This window comes from Sphingobium sp. PAMC28499 (genome assembly GCF_004795815.1).
GTDB classification, from domain to species: Bacteria; Pseudomonadota; Alphaproteobacteria; order Sphingomonadales; family Sphingomonadaceae; genus Sphingobium; species Sphingobium yanoikuyae.
Map to the genome: position 1 here is coordinate 627,357 of NZ_CP039248.1, position 20,388 is coordinate 647,744.

The 20,388-nt window shown below is 55.0% G+C and carries 13 protein-coding genes and 7 pseudogenes; 13 read left to right on the forward strand and 7 right to left on the reverse strand.

Annotation, left to right across the window (positions count from 1 at the left end; genetic code table 11):
• Positions 1-182: 182 nt before the first annotated feature.
• Positions 183-1,206: pseudogene (locus E5554_RS03035) on the reverse strand (DDE-type integrase/transposase/recombinase).
• Positions 1,207-1,767: 561 nt separating this feature from the next.
• Between E5554_RS03035 and E5554_RS03040 the strand changes: the two are divergent.
• The 4 genes and pseudogenes from E5554_RS03040 to E5554_RS03055 all read left to right on the forward strand — a co-directional run bounded on the left by E5554_RS03040 (position 1,768) and on the right by E5554_RS03055 (position 6,414).
• Complete coding sequence (locus E5554_RS03040) at positions 1,768-2,853, forward strand: mannose-1-phosphate guanylyltransferase/mannose-6-phosphate isomerase (RefSeq protein WP_136185942.1); 1,086 nt, start codon at positions 1,768-1,770, stop codon at positions 2,851-2,853.
• Positions 2,854-2,897: 44 nt separating this feature from the next.
• Positions 2,898-4,391, forward strand: coding sequence for a phosphomannomutase (locus E5554_RS03045; protein WP_136185943.1), 1,494 nt, complete (start codon positions 2,898-2,900; stop codon positions 4,389-4,391).
• Between the two features lie 250 nt (positions 4,392-4,641).
• Positions 4,642-5,305, forward strand: a pseudogene (locus E5554_RS23225) (transposase); the annotation flags it as partial.
• Between the two features lie 152 nt (positions 5,306-5,457).
• Positions 5,458-6,414: pseudogene (locus E5554_RS03055) on the forward strand (IS630 family transposase).
• 119 nt (positions 6,415-6,533) lie between these two features.
• Here E5554_RS03055 and E5554_RS03060 read toward each other — a convergent pair.
• Together E5554_RS03060 and E5554_RS03065 are read right to left on the reverse strand one after the other, a co-directional pair.
• Complete coding sequence (locus tag E5554_RS03060; protein WP_136188237.1) at positions 6,534-7,349, reverse strand: class I mannose-6-phosphate isomerase; 816 nt, start codon at positions 7,347-7,349, stop codon at positions 6,534-6,536.
• Between the two features lie 191 nt (positions 7,350-7,540).
• Complete coding sequence (locus tag E5554_RS03065) at positions 7,541-7,792, reverse strand: transposase (protein ID WP_210729796.1); 252 nt, start codon at positions 7,790-7,792, stop codon at positions 7,541-7,543.
• A gap of 66 nt (positions 7,793-7,858) precedes the next feature.
• On the opposite strand from E5554_RS03065, the pseudogene E5554_RS03070 reads away from it, so the two are divergent.
• From E5554_RS03070 to E5554_RS03090, 8 genes and pseudogenes are all read left to right on the forward strand, one after another.
• A pseudogene (locus tag E5554_RS03070) lies at positions 7,859-8,071 on the forward strand (transposase); the annotation flags it as partial.
• Between the two features lie 411 nt (positions 8,072-8,482).
• The gene (locus tag E5554_RS23445) at positions 8,483-8,611 is read left to right on the forward strand and encodes a hypothetical protein (RefSeq protein WP_281729018.1); all 129 of its coding nucleotides are present in this window, start codon (positions 8,483-8,485) and stop codon (positions 8,609-8,611) included.
• A 115-nt stretch (positions 8,612-8,726) separates the two neighbouring features.
• Positions 8,727-9,152, forward strand: a complete 426-nt coding sequence (locus tag E5554_RS23170) for a hypothetical protein (RefSeq protein ID WP_210729797.1) — start codon at positions 8,727-8,729, stop codon at positions 9,150-9,152.
• Complete coding sequence (locus E5554_RS23175; RefSeq protein WP_210729798.1) at positions 9,149-9,544, forward strand: transposase; 396 nt, start codon at positions 9,149-9,151, stop codon at positions 9,542-9,544. The genes E5554_RS23170 and E5554_RS23175 overlap by 4 nt, the downstream gene beginning before the upstream one ends.
• 3 nt (positions 9,545-9,547) lie before the next feature.
• Positions 9,548-9,688: a hypothetical protein gene (locus E5554_RS23180; RefSeq protein ID WP_210729799.1), complete on the forward strand. Its 141-nt coding sequence runs from the start codon at positions 9,548-9,550 to the stop codon at positions 9,686-9,688.
• Between the two features lie 38 nt (positions 9,689-9,726).
• Positions 9,727-10,488 (forward strand): annotated as a pseudogene (locus tag E5554_RS03080) (IS3 family transposase); the annotation flags it as partial.
• A gap of 264 nt (positions 10,489-10,752) precedes the next feature.
• Entirely contained in the window at positions 10,753-12,567 is a 1,815-nt protein-coding gene (locus tag E5554_RS03085; RefSeq protein ID WP_168708671.1) for a glycosyltransferase family 1 protein, read from the forward strand.
• On the forward strand, positions 12,560-14,089 hold the full coding sequence (locus E5554_RS03090; RefSeq protein ID WP_136185947.1) for a glycosyltransferase family A protein: 1,530 nt from the start codon (positions 12,560-12,562) through the stop codon (positions 14,087-14,089). Before E5554_RS03085 ends, E5554_RS03090 begins: the two co-directional genes overlap by 8 nt.
• Positions 14,090-14,227: 138 nt before the next feature.
• Here the strand turns inward: E5554_RS03090 and E5554_RS23230 are convergent.
• Together E5554_RS23230 and E5554_RS03100 are read right to left on the reverse strand one after the other, a co-directional pair.
• Positions 14,228-14,407: pseudogene (locus E5554_RS23230) on the reverse strand (IS66 family transposase); the annotation flags it as partial.
• Between the two features lie 295 nt (positions 14,408-14,702).
• On the reverse strand, positions 14,703-15,638 hold the full coding sequence (locus tag E5554_RS03100) for an IS5 family transposase (RefSeq protein WP_136185948.1): 936 nt from the start codon (positions 15,636-15,638) through the stop codon (positions 14,703-14,705).
• Between the two features lie 541 nt (positions 15,639-16,179).
• Between E5554_RS03100 and E5554_RS03105 the strand changes: the two genes are divergently transcribed.
• Positions 16,180-18,129: a glycosyltransferase family 1 protein gene (locus tag E5554_RS03105; RefSeq protein WP_168708672.1), complete on the forward strand. Its 1,950-nt coding sequence runs from the start codon at positions 16,180-16,182 to the stop codon at positions 18,127-18,129.
• 7 nt (positions 18,130-18,136) lie between these two features.
• On the opposite strand, the gene E5554_RS03110 is transcribed toward E5554_RS03105, so the two are convergent.
• Together E5554_RS03110 and E5554_RS03115 are read right to left on the reverse strand one after the other, a co-directional pair.
• The gene (locus tag E5554_RS03110; protein WP_136185950.1) at positions 18,137-19,048 is read right to left on the reverse strand and encodes an FkbM family methyltransferase; all 912 of its coding nucleotides are present in this window, start codon (positions 19,046-19,048) and stop codon (positions 18,137-18,139) included.
• Between the two features lie 292 nt (positions 19,049-19,340).
• Positions 19,341-20,361 (reverse strand): annotated as a pseudogene (locus E5554_RS03115) (IS110 family transposase).
• Positions 20,362-20,388 lie beyond the last annotated feature (27 nt).

The window sequence follows — 20,388 nt, forward strand, 5'->3', positions numbered from 1 at the left end:
CAATGGCAACGTGGCGACGATCGCGCTCCAGCTTTCCGGTGCGGCTGCGTGGATCAAATGCTGCCCCGCTTCACACGGGCGTGGCTCAGTGAGACCGCGGGTCGCCATGCGCTCGTGCCAGCGCCAGCTTGCTAGCATCGACTGCGTGATCGGCCGCGCCAGCACCGCGTGGAACAACAAGCTTAACTAGCGCGGATCGACATGTAGCGTAACGAGCTGTCTGGTTGCGACACATCATTGGCACAATATTGGACGTCGTCGACTTTGGCCATAAGATCATCTCGCGCCGTGGGCTTGTTAAGAGGATTTCTGAGCAGGGGTGCTGCGCGATCCGCTCCTCCATCTTCTGGCGTGGTGAGTTGCCTTAGAGCACGCGCTGTCTTCGTCGACTGTAGGCGCGGTTGAAGCCGCCAGCAGGATTTCGAGATCCGCGTGGCCGGCGACGTTGATGCCCAGCACCTCCCTGGTGATGCGGCAGTTGAAGCGCTCGGCTATGCCATTGGCCTGGGGTGCATAGGATTTTGTCTTGCGATGACTGACCTTGATCTTGGCGCAAGAGCGTTCAAAATTGTCGGCGGCGAAGCAGGATCTCCGGTCGGTCAGGACATGGGTGATGCGGAAAGGGAAAGCCTTCCTGGCGGCATTGAGAACGGTGATAGCGTTGGCGGCATCCTCGGCATCGTAGGCGTCGAGATGGACGAACCGTGAGCAACGATCGATGACCACATAGAGGAAGCGCTTGCAGATCTCACCGTCCGCGGTGCGCAGCTTGGGCAGATGTTTTACGTCGATGTGCACGAAGCTCAGATCATAGTCTTTGAAGCGGCCTTGCCCTTTGCGCGGCTGAGTCGTGGGTTGGGGTGGGCGGCGGTTGAGACCCTCGGCCTTAAGCACCCGATAGATGCTGTCGCGATTGAGGTGTGGCAGGAAGCACCGGAGCACGAAGGTGAGATCATCCAGGGCGAAGCCAGTCGACCTGCGCACAGCGCAGATGATGGCGCGCTCTTCCTCAGTCATGCACCAAGCCAGGCGCTTAGGCCGGCTTGAGCAATCCTGGACCGCCTGCTCGCTGCGTCTGCGCCACTTGCGAACAGTGTCGTCGCTGATGCCACAGCGCTTTGCGAGAACATTGGCGAACTCGCTAGAACGAGCGATTTCCGCCCGCACAACAGGCTTGGTTCGGGCTTGGGGATGTATCTGCACCATCACGAAACCTGATCAGCAAAAACGGCAAAGCGCTACGCGTAATCCGCGATAGCGCTACTTATTATGTCCCAATGATGTGTCGCAACCAGACAGCTAGCGTACATTTTTGTTCGGCGGCGATGTTAAAAGGACTGGTTCATGCGTGCAGCGTGCCCTCCAACCATCGTCATATCCGCGTCACTATTCCCAATGGCACCAGCTATGTGGTATGAGAAGGGGCGCAGCCCGATATTATTGGTTCCATCGATAGTGCGCGGGTGAAGCGCAATGTCCTGATCGGCCCGGCTCAGCCCGTTCCCAAGGCGATCAGCAATAAATTGCCGGAGCCAGTAGGTTGACGAGCAACTTCATGGGTAAGCTGAAGTGATAGCTGCTGTGCACTGCGGATCCATTTTGACACAATTTTCCTGTGAATCGAAACATCCTCCTATTTTTGTAAAAAGTCTGCCAACCGTCCATTTTTATGCCTTGGCAAGCATAGGCTTTGCGCCCATGAAGCGCGAAGCGATTGCGGGGGTGCGCCGCAAAACGGCACGATAATCTACTTACTTCAGGCGAGATATGATTAACGATCCTATAAATATCGTTCCCGTCATCCTATCCGGCGGATCCGGCACTCGACTTTGGCCCGTTTCTAAGCCTGAACGCCCCAAACAGCTGCTGCCCCTGACGGCAGACGAAACCATGCTCCAACTGACCGCCGTGCGCACGCACGGCTTTGCGTCCGCGTCGGTCGGTCGTCCGATCCTCGTGTCCAATGCGGCGCATGCCGACATTATCGACGAACAGCTCAAGCAGAGCGGCATCAATGATTATAACGTCATATTGGAACCGATAGGCCGCAATACCGCGCCTGCCATCGCCCTTGCCGCGCTGGAAGCGCAGCCGGGCGACGCGCTGCTTGTGATGCCGAGCGATCATGTCATCAATGACCTACCTGCTTTTCACGACGCGATTGCCCGCGCCCTGCCACTCGTCGCCAAGGAGTGGCTGGTAACGTTCGGCATCACGCCCGATGGCCCGGAAACCGGCTATGGCTATATCCAGACGGGCGATCTTTGCGGGGATGGCGTGCATGAGGTCGTGCTCTTCGTGGAAAAGCCTGATGTCGCCAATGCCGAGCGGATGCTGGCAGAGGGCAATCACGCCTGGAATGCCGGCATCTTCTTGTTTCGCGCCGACGCCTATCTGGCCGCGATGGAAAAGCATCAACCTGACATGCTGACCGCAGTAAAGACGTCGATGGAACAGGCGAAGAGGGACGGGGCACATATCTTCCCCGACGCCTTGGCCTTTCACGCCTGCCCATCAGACTCAGTCGACTATGCGATCATGGAGCGGGAAACCCAGGTTGCCTGCGTGCCTGTCAGCATGGGCTGGTCGGATGTCGGCAGCTGGGATTCTCTGCATGCGGTTAGCACGCGTTGCACCGATGGAAATGTTGTGCGTGGCGACGCCCTGCTGCTAGGCGCGCGCAATTGCCTGGTTCATAGCGACGGGCCACGGGTCACGCTGGTCGACGTCGACGATCTGATCGTGGTCGTGTCGCAGGGTGAGATAATGATACTGAAGCGCGGCGAATCCCAGAAGGTGCGCAAGGTAACCGAAGCGATCAAGGCCCTGACGGCCGCAACCTCTGGCAACTGATATCCGTCGCAAGGCCGCGTGGATAAGGCTCCTCCAGGAGATTTATGACCTACTCCGTTTCCATCGCCGACCTGATGACGCAATCGGGCGTTGCTTTCGGCACCAGCGGCGCGCGCGGGTTGGTAAGCGCAATGACAGACCGGGTCTGCTTCGCCTATACCGCTGCCTTTCTGCAACATCTGAGCGCCATCGGGCAGTTCGCGCCTGGCGCCCATGTGGCGATCGCGGGTGATCTGCGGCCGTCCAGTCCGCGCATCATGGCGGCCTGCGCCGCGGCTGTGCGGCATATGGGAGGAGAGGTCGATTATTGCGGGTTCGTGCCGTCGCCTGCGGTGGCGGTCTATGGGTTCGGCCGGCGCATACCATCGTTGATGGTGACGGGCAGCCACATTCCTGACGACCGCAACGGCATTAAATTCAACCGCACAGATGGCGAGGTGCTGAAACCCGACGAACTGGCCATCCGGGCGCAGAGCGTGGATCTGCCCGATCTGTTTGACGATACGGGCATGCTTAGGGACGCGGCGCCTGCCAAGCCGCTGATCGATGTTTCTACCGCCTATATCGCGCGCTATGTCGATGTTTTTGAAGCGCAGGCACTGGTGGGACTGAAGCTGGGCGTCTATGAGCATTCGGCGGTCGGGCGCGACATATTGGTCGCCTTGGTCGAGGCGCTGGGCGGCACGGCTGTGTCGCTGGGCCGGTCCGATCGCTTCGTTCCCGTTGATACCGAGGCGGTTCGGCTTGAAGATCAGGTGCTGGCGCGGCAATGGGCGGCAAAGCTGGGGCTGGACGCGATCCTGTCTACCGATGGGGATAGTGACCGGCCGCTTCTGGCCGACGAGCAGGGCGTCTGGATGCGTGGCGACGTGCTGGGGATATTGAGCGCGCGGGCGCTGGGCATCGCAGCGATCGCCACGCCGGTCAGCTGCAACAGCGCGGTTGAGCTGTCGAGGCTGTTCGCGGCCGTGCGGCGGACGCGGATCGGGTCACCCTTTGTGATCGAAGCAATGAACGCTTTAGCAAGCGAAGGGCAAGGAAGCGTGTGTGGCTATGAGGCCAATGGCGGCTTCCTATTGGGGGCGCCGATAGACATCGACGGGAAGATATTAGGTGCGCTGCCGACGCGAGACGCGGTGCTGCCGATCCTGTCGGTGTTAATCGATGCGCGTCGACGTGGCGTAACGCTTTCGGCGCTACAGGCGCAATTGCCCGAACGCTATACGTTCAGCGAGCGGTTGCAAAATTATCCTACGGAGCAGAGCCAGGCGCTGATCGCGCATCTGGAGCAGGGTGACGAAGCCGCGATCCTGAAGCGGCTGACAGCGATGTTCGGTTCGATGGCGGGCGAGGCGGACGGGATCGACCGGACCGACGGCCTGCGCATGCATTTTGCGGGCGGCGACATCATCCACTTGCGGCCGAGCGGCAATGCGCCGGAACTGCGCTGCTATACCGAAAGCGACAGCGTGGAGCGGGCGGCGTCGCTTAACGAACAGACGCTGGCGCTGGTGCGGGATTTTAAAGTACCGGCCTGATTATATGCGGAATATCGTTTTCCTCTCTGCCGAAAATGAGACAGCGAGTTGGACAGGTGTTTGCGCTTAGTATTTTTACATGTTGGAAAGACTTGGCTTTTCCATAACGACGGCAGACTTAAACGGAGATTGCCGTATTTTCCTTTGTAATTAGTTTCTTGCATAACATTATCGAGCGCGAACAGGTCGCGGATTATAAGGTGGTGCCGGGAATTCGGATAGGGTGCTAAGCTCATCTCGACCTGCAGGAATGGACGGGAATCAAGACGACGAGGAAGGCTACAGTGCGGATTTCAAGGCGAAGGTTGCGATGGAGACGATCCGTGGCGATCTGACGCTGGCGGAACTGGCAGCCAAGCATGGCATCTACCACATGATGATCGGTGCATGGAACCGGCAGGCGATGGATCGAATGGCCAGCCTTTTCAATAACGGCGATCAGAGCTCGAAGGCTGCCAGTGAGGCGGAAATCGAGAAGTTGCACGCCAAGATCGGGCAATTGCTGGTGGAAAGGAACTTTTTGGCGAAAGCCTCCGGTCGATGAGTGTGGGGTAGAGGTGATCGAAGATCGAGCCGGCACACCAGCACCTTTCAAGCGCGATGTAGTGCCGCCTGCTGTCGATCAGCCGGTGGTCCTATTATTACACGCCGGTGCCGAAAAACGGCGTGGCGCTGGTGACGGTTATCGATGAGACGTTCATGGAATGTCCGTGGTATGGCAGCCATCGGAAGACGCAGCATTTGCGGCGTTTGGGCCATGCGACCGACCGTCGCCGGGGCCGGCGGTGATGGGGCTGACGGCAATTTACAAGCATCCTCGCACAATCGATCCGCATCCCGAGCATCGGATTTATCCCTATTTGGTGGCTATCATGGACTGGACGAGCCGCAAGGTACTGGCCTGGCGTGCTGCGCCGCGAAGCCTTAACGTCGCCAAGCCAGCCCGAAATTACCCGGTTTTTCCGGGGTCTCCAGCTTAATTTAGAGCATCGAACCTGAAATGGGAATCGCGCTGGAGATTTCCTTTTTTGCGGATCCATGATTCATTTCTTGGCGGAGGTGGAACATGGGTAAGTCCTATTCGAGCGATCTTCGAGAACGGATATCGGCACATGTTTTGGCGGGGTACTCGCGGCGTGAAGCCGCCCGCCGTTTTGGAGTCAGTCCGAGTTGCGCGATCAAGCTTGTGCAGCGGGTTTCGAAGACGGGATCAGCGGCACCGGCACCGCAAGGCCGACCGCCAGGTGCGGGGAAATTAGCGGCGTACCTGACGACATTGATCCGCTGGGTGGACGAGCAACCTGATATCACGATGCCGGAACTGGCAAAGAAATTGGAGCAAAATAGCGGGCTGAAGGCGCACCCCGCTTCCTTGTCCCGGATCCTCCTTTCAGCTGGCTTCCGATATAAAAAATAGCTGATGGCGTCGGAGTGCGGACGCAATGATGTCAGTCTGGCACGCCGGAGGTGGCGACTGGACCGGCAGCCGCGCATGCGCGAAGAGCGGCACCGGCTTTATTTTATCGACGAAACGGCAACGACGACGAAGATGACCCGTTTACGCGGTCGTGCCCCGAAGAACAGGCGCTTAAAGGCACGCGCGACGTTTGGACATTGGAAGACCCAGACTTTTATCGCGGCCCTACATTGCGACGGCATAACGGCGCCCTGGATCATAGACCAGCCTATGACCAAGCAGGTTTTTGAAACCTATGTCGAGACGCAACTCGCGCCGGTACTCAATCCGGTCGACGTCGTCATTCTCGATAACCTCCCCGGCCACAAAAGCGACAAGGCCGCAGAAATCCTCAAGAAGCGAGGAGCCTGGTTCCTCTTCCTTCCACCTTACAGCCCGGATTTGAACCCTATTGAAATGGCTTTCGCCAAGCTCAAAGCACATCTCCGGCGCATCGGTGCCCGAACAATCGACGATCTCTGGCGCGCCGTCGGCAATATCTGCGACCTCTACACGCCAGAGGAATGCTCCAACTTCCTTAATGCCGCTGGCTATGGTTCCGATTAAACGCTCGATGCTCTAGCCGCCAAACTGTCTAAAGAGGCGAGGCCACCACTTTATGTGCCTCTGCCCAATGTCGGCGACCAACCGTCGTCCTGTCCAAGACGATGGCGCCGCGCGCCTCCTCAGCGCGGAATGGCGAGCAGGGCTGAGACCGGTCCTGCCGTCAGGACGAAGGCACAATCGCCCTCCAGCAGCAGGCAGTCGCCCTCCTCCCACGACAGACCATTAACCGTGCCTGCGCCGCTCAAGGGCGTGAACCACATCTGCTTGCCCTTCGGCACGCTGACGCTCTGGTCCTTTTTCCAGTGCCTAAGGTCGAGCGAGAAGGGGGCTTCATCATCGCCGATCAACCGAGCTTCGCTGCCCGGCAGCGCCTGTGTCAGGGCGCGGTCATAGGGGATTAGGCGGCTTACCGCGACGCCTTCTTCCAGATGCAGTTTGCGCGGGCGACCATAATCATAGAGGCGATAGGTGACGTCGGCATTCTGCTGGATTTCAGCGAGCGTGATGCATGCGCCGATGGCGTGGATAGTGCCTGCCGGGATAAAATAACAGTCGCCCGGCTTGACCGGCCTCCAGTCGATCCACTGTTCCAGCGACCCGTCCTGCGCGGCGGCGCGGAACTGGTCCGGCGTCATGGGGGCGATGAGGCCGATGCCCAGCGTCGCGCCAGGTTCGCAGTCGAGGATGTACCAGATTTCTTCCTTGCCGCGTGTCAGGCCACTGGCGATGGCCTGCGCGTCGTTCGGATGGACCTGGATCGACAGGCGATCGCCGGTGAAAATATATTTGACCAACAGAGGTAGATCGCGGCCGTCGGCGCTTTCGAACCAGACTTCGCCGATCTGGCGGCCTGCGGCAGCTGCGAAGATCGACGGTAGGTCGGTTCGGCCCCATGGTTTTTCCACATAATGGGGAACGAGCTTTTGCATCGACAACATATCCAATGACTAAGGCGGGGAGTTTCTCCCTAGTCGAAGCATCCCTGTCAACACAATTCCTTGCGGATAACGGCCTTAAACCGGCTTATGAGACCTGTGCGCGGGCGAGCGTATCGCGGTGAAATTAGGGAACGTTTCCGGGATCTGAGTCGCTTGGCCCGCGGTCCTGAGCGGGTTGGTATTGGTCTTCACACTGCTACCGCAAGAATGTTCATGGTGCGTTTGAGGTTGTCGGCGATGGCAGTGAGGTGGACCTGGACGGCGGCTTTGGCGAGACCTCGCCATCGCATTCGACGCAGGCCGTAGCAGCGCTTCCATGTCTCGAAGATCTTCTCGATCCGGGCACGAACGCGATGGATGGGCTGGTTCCATTTATGGAGCTTGCGCAGGGTTTCGGCTTCGTCTCGGCCCCACATGCCTGTGGCGACAATGCGGGGCACGCAGCCCTGAGTAGCCCCTAGATTTCTAGACGCCTTCTATCCTGCTTTTGAGGACAAGAGACGACGATGTGGAAGCCCAATTTCAGCGATGAGTTCAAGAGTGATGCGGTGGCCCAGATAACCGAGCGCGGGTATCCGGTAGCGGAGATTTCTGAACGGCTCGGCGTCAGTCAGCATTCGCTGTACGCATGGAAGCGGAAACTGGCGAAGGTGGTGCCTGGCGATGCCAGCAAGGATGCCGAGGTCCGCCAGTTGAAGCGCGAGTTGGCCCGGGTGACCTAAGAGCGCGATATACTAAAAAATGGTCCCAGGCGGCGCCCGCCTGTGTGGGCTAGAAATGGGCCATGCTATGTATGGGCCAGGAGGGGCGCGGCCGATCGCTTATTGGAGGCATGACACCCCGTTAAAAAACGTGGCCCGCGGGCATTTGCGTACTTGAGAGGGGTGACGTCGTGCTGCGGCGATCCTGATTAGGAAGATGACGGTTGGCATAGCCTATACCCTTTCGATCTGGAGGAGGACGTGGAATGACAGAAGCAAACCCCTCGGGCGCGGACGCGTTGGCGATGGTGAACCTAGGCGCCGCTGCCATCGACATCGGTTCGACCATGCATATGGCGGCTATCAATTCGCAGGCAGACGATAATTCCGTGCGACCCTTTTGGCACGTTCACCGGCGACCTGCATGAGATGGCCCGCTGGTTCAAGGCATGCGGGGTCACCAGCGTGGCGATGGAATCCACCGGTGCTTACTGGATTCCAGCCTACGAAGTGCTGGAACAGCACGGCTTTCACGTCATCCTCGTCAATGCGCGCTAAGCCAAGAATGTGCCCGGCCGCAAAACCGATGTCATTGATGCCGCCTGGTTGCAGCGCCTTCGCAGCTAATGGGCTGTTGCGAGGGAGTTTCCGTCCGGTAGCAGGCGTTGTAACCATGCGGGCCTATTTACGACAGCGCGAGCGACTGATCGAATATACCGCATCACATATTCAGCATATGCAGAAAGCGCTGATGGAGATGAATGTGCAACTCCATCACGTCGTCTCCGACATCACTGGCGCAACCGGCATGCGGGGCATCAGCGCCATTGTGGTTGCGGAGCGCTCGCCCAGTACGCTGGCGGAAATGCCGGATGTCCGGTGTCATGCGTCCGTCGAGAAAGTCTGTGCGGCTTTGTCAGGGAACTGGCGGGATGAGCATATCTTCGCGCTCTGCCAATCGCTGGCTCTGTATGACTTTTACCAGACTAAAATTCTTGAATGCCATAGCAAGCTGGAGGCAGAACTTGCGGTACTGCAGACAGACAAGGGGCACGATGTCCGTCACCTTCCTGAGCCCGGCACAAGACGAAGCAGGTGAACACGCCTGACTTCGAGGTTCGGTCCGCATTTTACCGAATGCTGGGCGGAGACCTGACCCAGATCCATGGAATTGGCCCTTCTCTGGCGCTGAGGCTCGTCGGCGAGTGCGGCACCAACCTCGCTGCATGGCCCAGCTCAAAGAGTTTTACCTCGTGGCTGTGCCTGGCGCTGGGTAACAAGATATCGGGTGGCAATTTGTTCTCCTCGAAAACACGGCGCTCATCGAGCCGCGCAGCCGCACTTTTGCGATTGGCTGCCACCACGATCGGTTGCAGCGACACCGCGCTGGGCACGTTTTATCGGCGGCTATCAGCGCATGCGGGAAAGGCGAAAGCGGTCACGGCCACCGCCCGCAAGATCGCCGTCCTGTTTTACAACAGGCTGCGCTAAGGCATGGCGTACCACGACCCCGGCGCCACCCAATATGAAGAACGGTATTGCAGCCGGGTAATCGGCAATCTCGAGCGCCGCGCCAAGGTGTTCGGCTTCTCGCTCCAGGAATTGCGGCCGGAGCCAGATATGGCTGTTTCTTAGGAGAGCCACCGCGTATTTGACCTGTGGTCACTTCGTTCCGCCAGGGATGCAAAGTGAAATACGCTTTTGTTGCCGAGCATCGTGACCAGTTCCGGGTTCGATCGATCTTTCGGTGATTGCGCATCCAGCCCAGCGGCTTCTATGCTTGGAAGAGGCGCCAGCGAGCCCAGGAAGATGGCCGGCAGACCGAGTTGATCCGACAAGCCTAGAATGACAGCGGCAAGGTCTATCGCTACCGCAAATTGCAAGACGACCTGCTGGATCAGGGCGAGAGCTGCTGTCCGTACCGTGTTGCCCGGTTGACCAGGGCCTGGGTGACCGACATCACCTACATCCGCACCCGGGAGGGCTTTGCCTATCTGGCTGTCGTGATCGATCTCTATTTCCGCCGTGTGGTGGGCTGGTCGATGCAGAGGAGGCAGACCACCGATGCGGTGCTGCAAGCGCTGCACATGGCGGTATGGCGGCGCAAGCCGAAGCAGCGGGTGCTGATCCATTCGGATCAGAGCTCGCAGTTCACCAGCATGGACTGGGCGGCCTTCATCCGGGCTCGCAATCTTGAGCACTCGATGAGCCGCCGTGGCAACTGCCATGATAACGCGGTGGTCGAGAGTTTCTTTTCCTCGCTCAAGCGTGAGCGCATTCGGCGCCGGACCTACAAAACACGCGATGAGGCCCGGCAGGACGTGTTCGATTACGACGAGATATTCTACAACCCGGTTCGCAAGCGGGCCAGGAACGGGATGCTGTCACCCGCACAGTTCGAACGGCAGCAGATTTTGATAGCAGAAGGCGTCTAGAAAAATAGGGGCTACTCAAAGATCCGCCGGATTATGTCCCCATGGATGCAGGAAGAGGCGCCTGCGGCCGGGTAGTGCCAATCCCCATACACCGATCCGCTGATTTTCTGAACAGAGCCGATCGCTGGATCCGGTTTTTGCTGGTGTCCAGCTGCATAGATCGAATCGATAGCCACCGGCAAATCTAGAACTGTCCATGTTGACTTGGCTTGGATGCTTCCCGTATCCCTTCCCCCCGCGTGTAACGACAGCCAAGGAACTCTCATGACGAATGACGATGCTAAATCTCTCCTTAGCGATGTACAAAGCGTCGGCAATGAGCCATTTTCTCTTTATATTGAAATAGACGATTTCCTCGGTTATCTAAATGCACACAAAAGTGTGTCGGGTATACAAAGAGTTCAGAGCAAAGTCATAGAATATATAATAGGCGAAAATCCGAAAATATTTGATAAATATGTTTTTGTTTTGAACAGCGGCGGATATCTAAAAGAAGTAGATCAATCATATTTAATTGAAATTGTTAATTATATATCAAAACCTTACGTTGACCACAAAATACTAAGAGGCATGATATTTTCTACTATAGAAAATTCTTCTGAATTGGAATTAGCAGAAAATTCAACGTATTTAGTTTTGGGCGCGTTTTGGGGTTATGGCGCTGTCGCTAGCCGGTATCTGTATATAAAAGAAATCGGTATTAAAATTGTATGTATGATATACGATATTATACCCATAACTAACAGTGAATATTGTGATGCAGGTTTGCCGCATGAATTCACCCTATCTTTTGCCGACGCCATGCGCATATTTGATGGGTTTCTGTGCATATCGGAGTTTACCGCAAACGACGTTCGCAAATATAGAAAAGATAATGAAATGCGAGAGGCCCCAATATCGGTGGTTCCGCTCGCACACAACCCATCATCTTCGAGAAGAAGTGTAGATAATTGGACTGGATCAATATCTACTCTTAGGCATAAAAAGTTTGTTCTTTTTGTTTCTACAATTGAAGCGAGAAAGAATCATTTATATGTCGTCAATGCATGGAAGCAATTCATTCAGGAAGGGCTGGATGCTCCAGATCTGATATTTGTGGGACGTCCAGGTTGGCACGTTTCAAGCTTGATGGACCAACTCGGGACTGCCCAATATTACGGTGGAAGAGTAAGAATTCTTCACGATCTATCAGATAGCGAATTGGCCACGCTTTATCGCAACTGCCTTTTTACCGTATTCCCTAGTTTTGTAGAAGGCTGGGGTCTGCCGGTTGGCGAAAGCCTCATATATGGAAAACCGTGTATCGCTTCCAACACGTCTGCTATTCCCGAGGTTGGCGGCGATTTCATAGATTATATTGATCCTCTGAATTTTCGCGCTGGTATCGATGTTATTCGCAAAATGACATTTGATCACGACTATAGAAATGAGAGATCACGTTATATTGCAGAGAATTTCGTACCCCGAGATTGGGAAGAAGTAGCACGTGTCTTGCTTTCTGCAACAGGCGATGTAGCGAGAGCTATTATTCCTCATGATGACTTAGGCGTTTTATTTGAAGCCGGTACGGTATTTGAAATTGGTTCGCTGGCATTGGGGAATAGCCTCCCACCTGACTACGCAAAAAGTCCCAAGCGCCTCGCGCTCGTAAGTGGATGGTATGGCATAGAGGGTATAGGCATATGGATGGAAAGGAACCACGGTACATTGCGGTTTTTGACCGATTTACCTGAAGCGACCCCCGTAATCGTTTATTTACGACTAAATTGTCCGCCTTGGGCAGATGGAAACAATATCGTTTCGATTGACGTTTCCTCTGGGTCGAACAGGGGTCAATCTTTGAAGAACCGGAAAAAAGGTGCGCGGCCCGGTTCGTTTTTGATGCGTGCATATGGCGAAGTAGAAAAAGGCGGAAAGTTGGCGATCTCTATTTCGGTATCTGGCCACGCACCGCTGGAGATAGACGACGACCCCAATAGCCGACAGTTTTTGATCGGTCTTGCAGCAATTGGTTACTGCAGTGCAGATAATGCAGAGGATAGGCTGAAAATTAGTGAGGAGTTCACCTTCGATGCATAATCCAGAGCAAGAGGTCTCCAGCAATCATTATCCTATTGTTATTATGTCTTTCAATAGGCCTTCCTATTTGCAAAAAGTATTGGATAGTCTAAAAAATCAGACAATAAAAACTCCAGAGATTAACATACATTTATTTCAGGATGGAGCTCAAAATAAATTTGATGGGACAACTATCGATGTCGAGCCAATGAATGAATGTATTAAGTTATTTAAAGATTTTTTTCCTGATGGAAATGTGCACAACTCATTTTTAAATTTAGGAGTTGCTTTAAATTTCGATCGCGCTGAGAATTATATATTTAATGAGGTGGGTGCTGATTGTGCTTTCTTCTTTGAAGATGACATGGAATTAATGCCGAATTATGTTGAAGCTTTGATTAGTTTGTCGTCTTACGCTCTATCTGAACCGAAGGTCAGTTATATAGCAGCCTATGGTAACCATGTGGCATCTCTTATGGAGCAGCATTCTAATGCCTCCCGGCTTGAACCTCTCGAACATAAATGGGGATTTTTGTTAACGCGCCGACAGTGGCTTGCTCAGAGGCATCTCATCGAGCCTTATCTCGATATAATTCGTTCAGCTGAATATAGTAAGCGAGATCACATTAGGATAAAGCAATATTTTAATAGTTTAGGATATGATTCACCTGGGACGTCTCAGGATGCAGCCAAGGATATCGCTGGATTAGTGCTAGGTGTTGCTAAGCTTAATACTGTAATTTGCCTAGGGAGATATATAGGGGAAACCGGACAGCACTTTAATAGAAAGGCGTTCGTGGACGGCGGATATGATCGAACAATTACTTTTGATGGTGATATCCCAAAATTCTCATTTCCAACGGCATCAAGGCTAGATGAAATAATATCTAATAGCAGAAAAAAATATAAATTTGACCCACCAAGGGCATCGTCACAACTTGCTCAGGACGGTTCTAGCAATGTTGATCGGGATTTATCGATCAAACCTCAAATGTCCGATCTAGAAATTGAAATGTTTGTCAAGTTTGTTGGTAAGTCAGAGAAGTATTTGGAATTTGGAGCGGGTGGAAGCACTCTACTTGCGGCGGTTAGCGGAGCGCAGTCAATTATTAGTGTGGATAGTGATGCTAATTGGCTTGAAAAGGTCAAATCATCTCGAGAAGCTACGGGCATACCGCTGGAGATAGTATTGGCAGATATTGGTCCGGTAGGTGATTGGGGCGTTCCTCTGGGGACAGCAGATGCTATTAAATGGCCATCCTATTATCTGAGCGTCTGGAACGATCTAAAAACACCACCTGACGTTGTAATGGTTGACGGGCGATTTAGGGTAGCATGTGCGCTTCAAGCCCTAATCCGTATGGAAAAAGACGGAATTGTATTGTTTCATGATTTTTGGAATAGGCCGCATTACCATACAATATTGCCGTTTTGTGATGTCTTAGATCGAGTTGATACTTTGGCAGTATTAAAGCTAAGTGAATTGGCTGATTTTAGAAAAATGGCATTATTAATTTCCCGCTATGCTGTTGACTATAACTAAAGGCATCTGAGGACGCTCCCGACGTAACATAAGGGATTTTTTGTTCTGACGCGTAGTCGGGTGCTCCCATCTGGTAACTGCTCACGGGGGTGGCGTTTTGGAGTTGAATCAGGCGAGGGGGAATGTGCCGTCGACCGGTTAGCGGACTGCGGTCAGGGCTGACTTCCCACTGAGGCGGGCGGTGGTGACGGATAGATATCCGGCATGGATTTGAGCGCCCGAGTCTGACCGGGAGCCGTTGGTAACCTTTCAGAACAAGATGGAGAAACGGATTTCCCGATCGGATATGATGTTGGTTGCCGGGATGCTGCGGTTTGAGGTGGTTCCGCCATCGTGGACAGGTTTGCGGCTAAGTTAAGCTCATCCTGATTGCTCTCATGCTGCGATTTGGGTGATCAAATCATGGGGGGCATGCTCCCCATGATTTGAAGCGCCGATTTGCCCATATGCCTCGCCAGGGGTTTTCCCCGCAAGGCGGGAATAGGGGCAATGCTGGTCATAATAGGCGAACCATCGGCTAATGAGACCTGTGCGCGGGTGGCGTAGAGCTATGAAATCGCGCAGCTATTCGATGTCTTTTGATCCGGCCTGCGCTTTGCAGTCGGAGGCGATATCATGCTGGAACGGAGAGAATATTCATCGTGCGCTTGAGGTTGTAGGCGATGGCGGTGAGGTGGACTTGGACGGCGGCTTTTGCGAGACCTCGCCATCGCATTCGGCGCAGGCCGTAGCATCGCTTCCATGTCCCGAAAATCTTCTCGACGCGGGCGCGCACCCGATGGATCGGTTGATTCCATTCATGCAGCTTACGGAGCGTTTCAGCTTCGTCGCGGCCCCACATGCCGGTGGCGACGATCCGGGGAATGCCGCCCTTTGCCGTCACGGCACTACAAAAGTGATTGCCGCGATAGGCGCTGTCGGCAAACACCTCACCAGGATTGTCGGGCAAGGCATCGGGACCTGCTTTGCCGTCATTGATATTGGCCGATGTAATCGACACTTCCTCGACCAACGCGGTATCGGCATCGGCGCCAACGTGGGCCTTGAAGCCGTGAACGGCCCGTTTTCCTCTGTGTTTTACCCAGCGCGCATCATCATCGCCTTCACTGGCTGAAGCAATGATAGTGGCATCGACCAGTGTTCCGGCCTTGACCGTCACCGCCTTGGCCTTGAGCTGCATAGTCACGGTTTCAAAAAGCGATCGGTCAAGTTGGTGCGCGACCAGCAGTCGACGGAACCTCACAAATGCGGTACGCTCTGGCGTTGCCTCATTCACGGAAAACCCACAGAAGCGGCGAAAAGAGGCCCGGTCGTCCAGGGCCTCAGCCAGCTTCACATCGGACAGATCATACCAGATCGACAACAGGAGCGCTCTGAACATTGCCAGGGGCGGCCAAGCGGGCTCACCTTTGGAGGCCGGATAAAGCGGGTCGAGAAGAACCGCGACCGTGTGCCAATCAATCAGCGATACAAGCGCGTCCAGCGATGACGTCGTGCGCTCGGACCCTGAAAACCCAAATCGCTCCTGACCAATCGAACGCTGCGCCACGGCCACTCTCCTCCCTGGAAAGCCCATTGAATCAGCAATTAACGCGCCTGTCTACGCCACCCGCGCACAGGTCTCATGAGTAGCTACATCAGAGTAATCTGCTGCAGCGTAAGCGTCCGACTATGGCCGTTAGGGAGGAAAACGCCCCCTAGCGGGCATCGACGATCGATAGTGAGAATAGGCCGGTAATTTTGATGCCGTTTCTGGGGCGGCGCAGGCGATGGCGATACTCCCGCGGATTGAACCAGAGCTCTGGCGGGCAAGAAATCTGCACCAGTCTGGAAAATATTTGCTGCATATGTCTTCCAAGCTTAGATCGTGGAGCATGCGAAAAATCAGAATTTGGCTGGACCGCGTGTCCAAAAAATATGCACTTAATCCCAGATCTAATGGCTTACCGGTTCGTCGAAGCACCGCTGCCCACATAAGGGCAGCGGACAGCGCCCGCGCGGTAAAGAATTGGAGCAAGGCAGCCCTATATTATCGTCAGGCATTGGCTCTTGAACCCCATTTATACCATCTATGGATCCAGCTTGGGCATATGGAGAAGGAGGCCGGCGTCATTGAACGGGCGACCGCCGCTTACGAGGAAGCGGCCCGTTTGCAGATCCAGAATGTCGAGCCACTGCTTCACCTGGGGCATATGGCAAAGGCTTGGTGGCAGCCCAATGATGCTGCGGCATATTTTGTCAAAGCGTTACTACGCGAACCAGGCAATTTGCAGGCTCTCTCGGAGTTGGCGCGATTGATGCCAGAACGTGGCGCTGATGCATCTCCGGGTTTTTGGAAGGATGCCGTTACCGTCTTCGATCTCGATCCGACTGCGGCAGAGAAATCTAATTTCAGCTTGGCGGCGCCACACGCTATCCTGTTTGATGTGACCGATTTATTTGCTTTTTTTGGACAGCGGCGCTTGCCTACGGGCATTCAACGGGTCCAGATTGAGATATCACTGGCTCTGCTTGATGAACCCACCGATATCCAACCGATATTCTGCCTTTATTCCGGCGCTCGGCGAGGATGGATTGCTCTGCCTCATGATGAATTTCAGGCGCTTTGCCATTTAGCCAAGCAAAGCGATGACGTGACAGATCCCGCCTGGGTAAGACAGTTGGAAGGCCTATACCGCACGGTCGCGGTGTCTCCTACCATCCAACTGTCGACCTTGGCGGTTCTTATCAATCTGGGAACGTCATGGGCCGATAGAAACTACCTGCTCGACGTCCGCAATGCGCGTGATCGTAAGGCGATGATTTACGTTCCGCTGGTGTTCGACCTGATCCCGCTGATTGGGCCAGACTGGTTTATGCAATCGCTGGTCCGAGATTATCGAACTTGGTTTGGATCCATGCTCCATTCGGTCGATGGTTGCCTGGCTATTTCACAAGCTACCCGCCAGGACCTGATTGATCAGTCCGCAATGTGGGATGCGCCCATAGCAGCAGATGCTGTTTCCGTCGTTCCGCTCAATGGCGATTTTAAACAAAGCTCCGCTGGCGCCGACGTCCTTCAGCAATATGGCCTGAAACCTGGCGATTATGTTTTGATGGTTTCGACGCTTGAGCCTCGCAAAAATCATCTCGGAGCGTTCAGGGCCTGGCTGAAACTCGCTGACACGCTAGGCGAAACAGCAGTACCGCATCTGGTATGTGTGGGCGGGCATGGCTGGCTGAATGATGATTTGCACCAGATGCTGCGCAGTAATCCCAAGTTGAAACATATGGTGAAAATCCTTCACGGAGTGCCTGACGACAGGCTTGCCACATTGTACGAGCATTGTCTGTTCTCACTCTATCCCAGCTTCTACGAAGGTTGGGGGCTGCCAGTTTCCGAAGCGCTGTCTTACGGCAAAGTGCCCGCAATTTCGGCCGTCTCTTCCCTTCCGGAAGCCGGCGGTGCCTATGCCAGCTATTTCAACCCGCATGATGCCGACGATATCGCGGAAACGCTGTTTGCCTTGCTCGACAGAAACGTACTCGCAACCACAGAAGCGGCTATAGCACAGAGCTATGCACCGCAGACATGGCTGCAGATCGCGCAAAATCTGGTTGCAAAGGCTCAATTGATCAAACCGCGTCTACAGGACAGCCTGATAGGCATAGCTGGTCCGGGAACTTGGCTGATGTCACTTGCCCGGGAAATCAAGGATGACATGCTGTCAGGCGAGGCGATGCGCCATGGCGATGGATGGCTCGTGCCGACCAATTCTGGGTGTCGGATCAACGGCAGGGGGGCTGCCTTATGGTTCTTCTGGTCAGGCTTGCCCAATGGGCAGGCGGAAATCCATGTCGCTTCCATGCCCAGTCCCGTTCACATTAAAGTGGAACTCAATGGCTTATCTCAGGAGATGCTTTGGGAGCCTGAAACACCGATCGCCATCTCCCTTCCCCTTCCCGATTCCGCCGGACCTGTTCATATTAATCTGATCCCGCTCACCGGTGAACTCATGGTGGAAAAGGTCGTGGTTATACAAGATCCAATATCTTGTTGAATTGGATTTAGCGTACCAGCAACAGCATCACATCCTCTGTCGGGGGCGCCGCAAGGATCGCCTCCCGACTGATAGTTTGAATGCCCCCCTCCAGCGAAATGACAGAAATAGTGAACCCGTCGGCTAGGATCTGATCGATAAATCCACCCGGATTATCATAACGAACCCGAGCAAATTCAAGGACGATGGTCAGGGAGCGCCCCCGCTCCAATATGCCGGACATACCGTTCCAGATCGCCATTTCAGATGTGTCGGCATCGATCTTGATGATATCCGCATCATGCAGCTCTTCATAACTGTCGAGCCTGCGGGTCCGCATCAGGCGAGTTTCCGTTGCCTGGTCATTCGACACCGGATGATCCGCAGGCAGCAGATGGGCATTTTTGGGTTCGTCGGTCGGCACAACCAGCAATACGTCTGCTTCAACATCCGCCAACGCTTGCTCATGCACCTTGGCAATCGTATCAAACCCATTGATCGCTAAGCTCTGCGTCATCCGGCGCGCCAGATCGATATTAGGCTCAAAGGCGTGCACCTCGCCTGCAGATCCGACCAAATCAGCCAGAAGCAGTGTGAAATAGCCTAGATTGGCCCCCACATCGACAACCTTCATTCCCGGCTTCACCACTGCCGCGAGCAATTCGGTGATCCACATTTCCCAATAACCGTCCAGAAGCAGGTGACTGGACAGGCCAACATCGGTGGTGTCAACAACCATTTTGTAGCGTCCCAACACCCGGCATAAGGACCGATTTTCACCGAGATAGGCAGTGGAGCACAGCTGGCGGATCACAGCTTCGTTACGCTGCCGGGGCTGGGTGAGAAGATGGTTGAGGTGAAACAGCCTGATGCCCCCACCATTTGCAGATCCATGACGGAAGCGGGCAGCAAAGTTCGAAAAATAGGGGATGTACTTCATATGCTCGCCCATAAGGCAAAGCGGGTGATAAAGCGACAATGTAAGAGTCCGTCGTCCAATCACGCGTCATTTTCCAAGCCTGTCGTGTTTCATGGTGTGTATGCCGGAAGCATGGTCGTCTTCGCGGTCGACATGAGCCGCCGCATGATGGGGCTTCGCGGACGATCCTTCCTATGTTTGGAGCGCATTGGCGGCTAGGAGGCCTGATGCAACGGACTCTGCGGAATGGATCGGCCCACGTCCCGGCAGGGACAACTTGTTGCGCCCGAAGGCGCGGGGCCGGCTTGGACTGTCAGACCGCAGCGGTCACCTTGTTGAACAGTTCACCTGATTGCAGCATGGCATGCATGACAACGGCCAGCTTTCTGGCAACGGCGACTGCGGCTCGTTTGAAGCCGATCCGTTCGCGAAGCTTCGTTCCCCAGGACCGCAGATCACTATCGGCCCGGGTGCGGGTCAGGATCACCGTTGCAGCCTCATAGAGCAGCCCGCGAAGATGGGCATCGCCACGCCGGGAGATATGGCCATCATAATCCACTTCGCCTGACTGGTAGCGACGGGTGGTCAGCCCCAGCCATGCGCCTACCGACCGTGAACGCTTAAAGTTTGCGGGATCTTCGACTGCGGCGATGAAGGCAGTAGCGGTTATCGCCCCGACGCCCGGCACCGACATGAGAAGTTGGCACTTTTCGTCGGCTCGGGCCTGAGCGAGCACCTTGCGTCCGAGGTCCGCTGCCCGTGCCCGGACGGCTCTCCAGGCATCAAGCAGCGGTAGAATGATGGCTGAAAGTTCTGAGTGAGCGGAAAGCAGGTTCTGAACTTGGATGTCGAATTTGCTGCCCGCGCTGCGTGGAACCATCAACCCGAAGGTCTTCATCATCCTGCGTATCTGATTCGAGATTTCGATACCGATCCTGACAAGCTTCGAACGGGCATTGACCAAGGTCCGCGAGAGCATGCTGTCGAAGGCTTTGACACGGACCTCACGGTAGAAACCCACTTCGGCCAGATGGCCAACCGTCGGCGTCCTTGGCATCAGTTTTATTGCTTGCCATGTCGAGCGCCGCTTTGGCATGGCGGGCATCAATGCGGATCGTCGGCAGACCGTGCGACGTAAGCGCGCGATAGAACCATACGGACAAGGGGCCTATCTCGAAGAAGACCTTTTCGGCGTCGGCTGCATGCTTACGGATCAAGCCGGCCAGTGCTTGCGGGGCGGAGACGTATTTGCCGCGCCAAATCCGCTGGCCATCGCGCCGGATCGATACGGCAGTCTCTTTCAAGCAAACGTTGAGCCCGATGTATTCACCCATGGTTGTTCTCCATCAGATGCTGGGGCC

What these genes read in the sequence shown, in the direction of transcription:
- E5554_RS03085 (WP_168708671.1), top strand. Translation starts at nt 10,753, where the DNA reads ATGACGAATGACGATGCTAAATCTCTCCTTAGCGATGTACAAAGCGTC.
- E5554_RS23180 (WP_210729799.1), top strand. Translation starts at nt 9,548, where the DNA reads ATGGCGTACCACGACCCCGGCGCCACCCAATATGAAGAACGGTATTGC.
- E5554_RS03040 (WP_136185942.1), top strand. Translation starts at nt 1,768, where the DNA reads ATGATTAACGATCCTATAAATATCGTTCCCGTCATCCTATCCGGCGGA.
- E5554_RS03090 (WP_136185947.1), top strand. Translation starts at nt 12,560, where the DNA reads ATGCATAATCCAGAGCAAGAGGTCTCCAGCAATCATTATCCTATTGTT.
- E5554_RS03045 (WP_136185943.1), top strand. Translation starts at nt 2,898, where the DNA reads ATGACCTACTCCGTTTCCATCGCCGACCTGATGACGCAATCGGGCGTT.
- E5554_RS03105 (WP_168708672.1), top strand. Translation starts at nt 16,180, where the DNA reads ATGGAGAAGGAGGCCGGCGTCATTGAACGGGCGACCGCCGCTTACGAG.
- E5554_RS03110 (WP_136185950.1), bottom strand. Translation starts at nt 19,048, where the DNA reads ATGAAGTACATCCCCTATTTTTCGAACTTTGCTGCCCGCTTCCGTCAT.
- E5554_RS23170 (WP_210729797.1), top strand. Translation starts at nt 8,727, where the DNA reads ATGCGGGCCTATTTACGACAGCGCGAGCGACTGATCGAATATACCGCA.
- E5554_RS23445 (WP_281729018.1), top strand. Translation starts at nt 8,483, where the DNA reads ATGGCCCGCTGGTTCAAGGCATGCGGGGTCACCAGCGTGGCGATGGAA.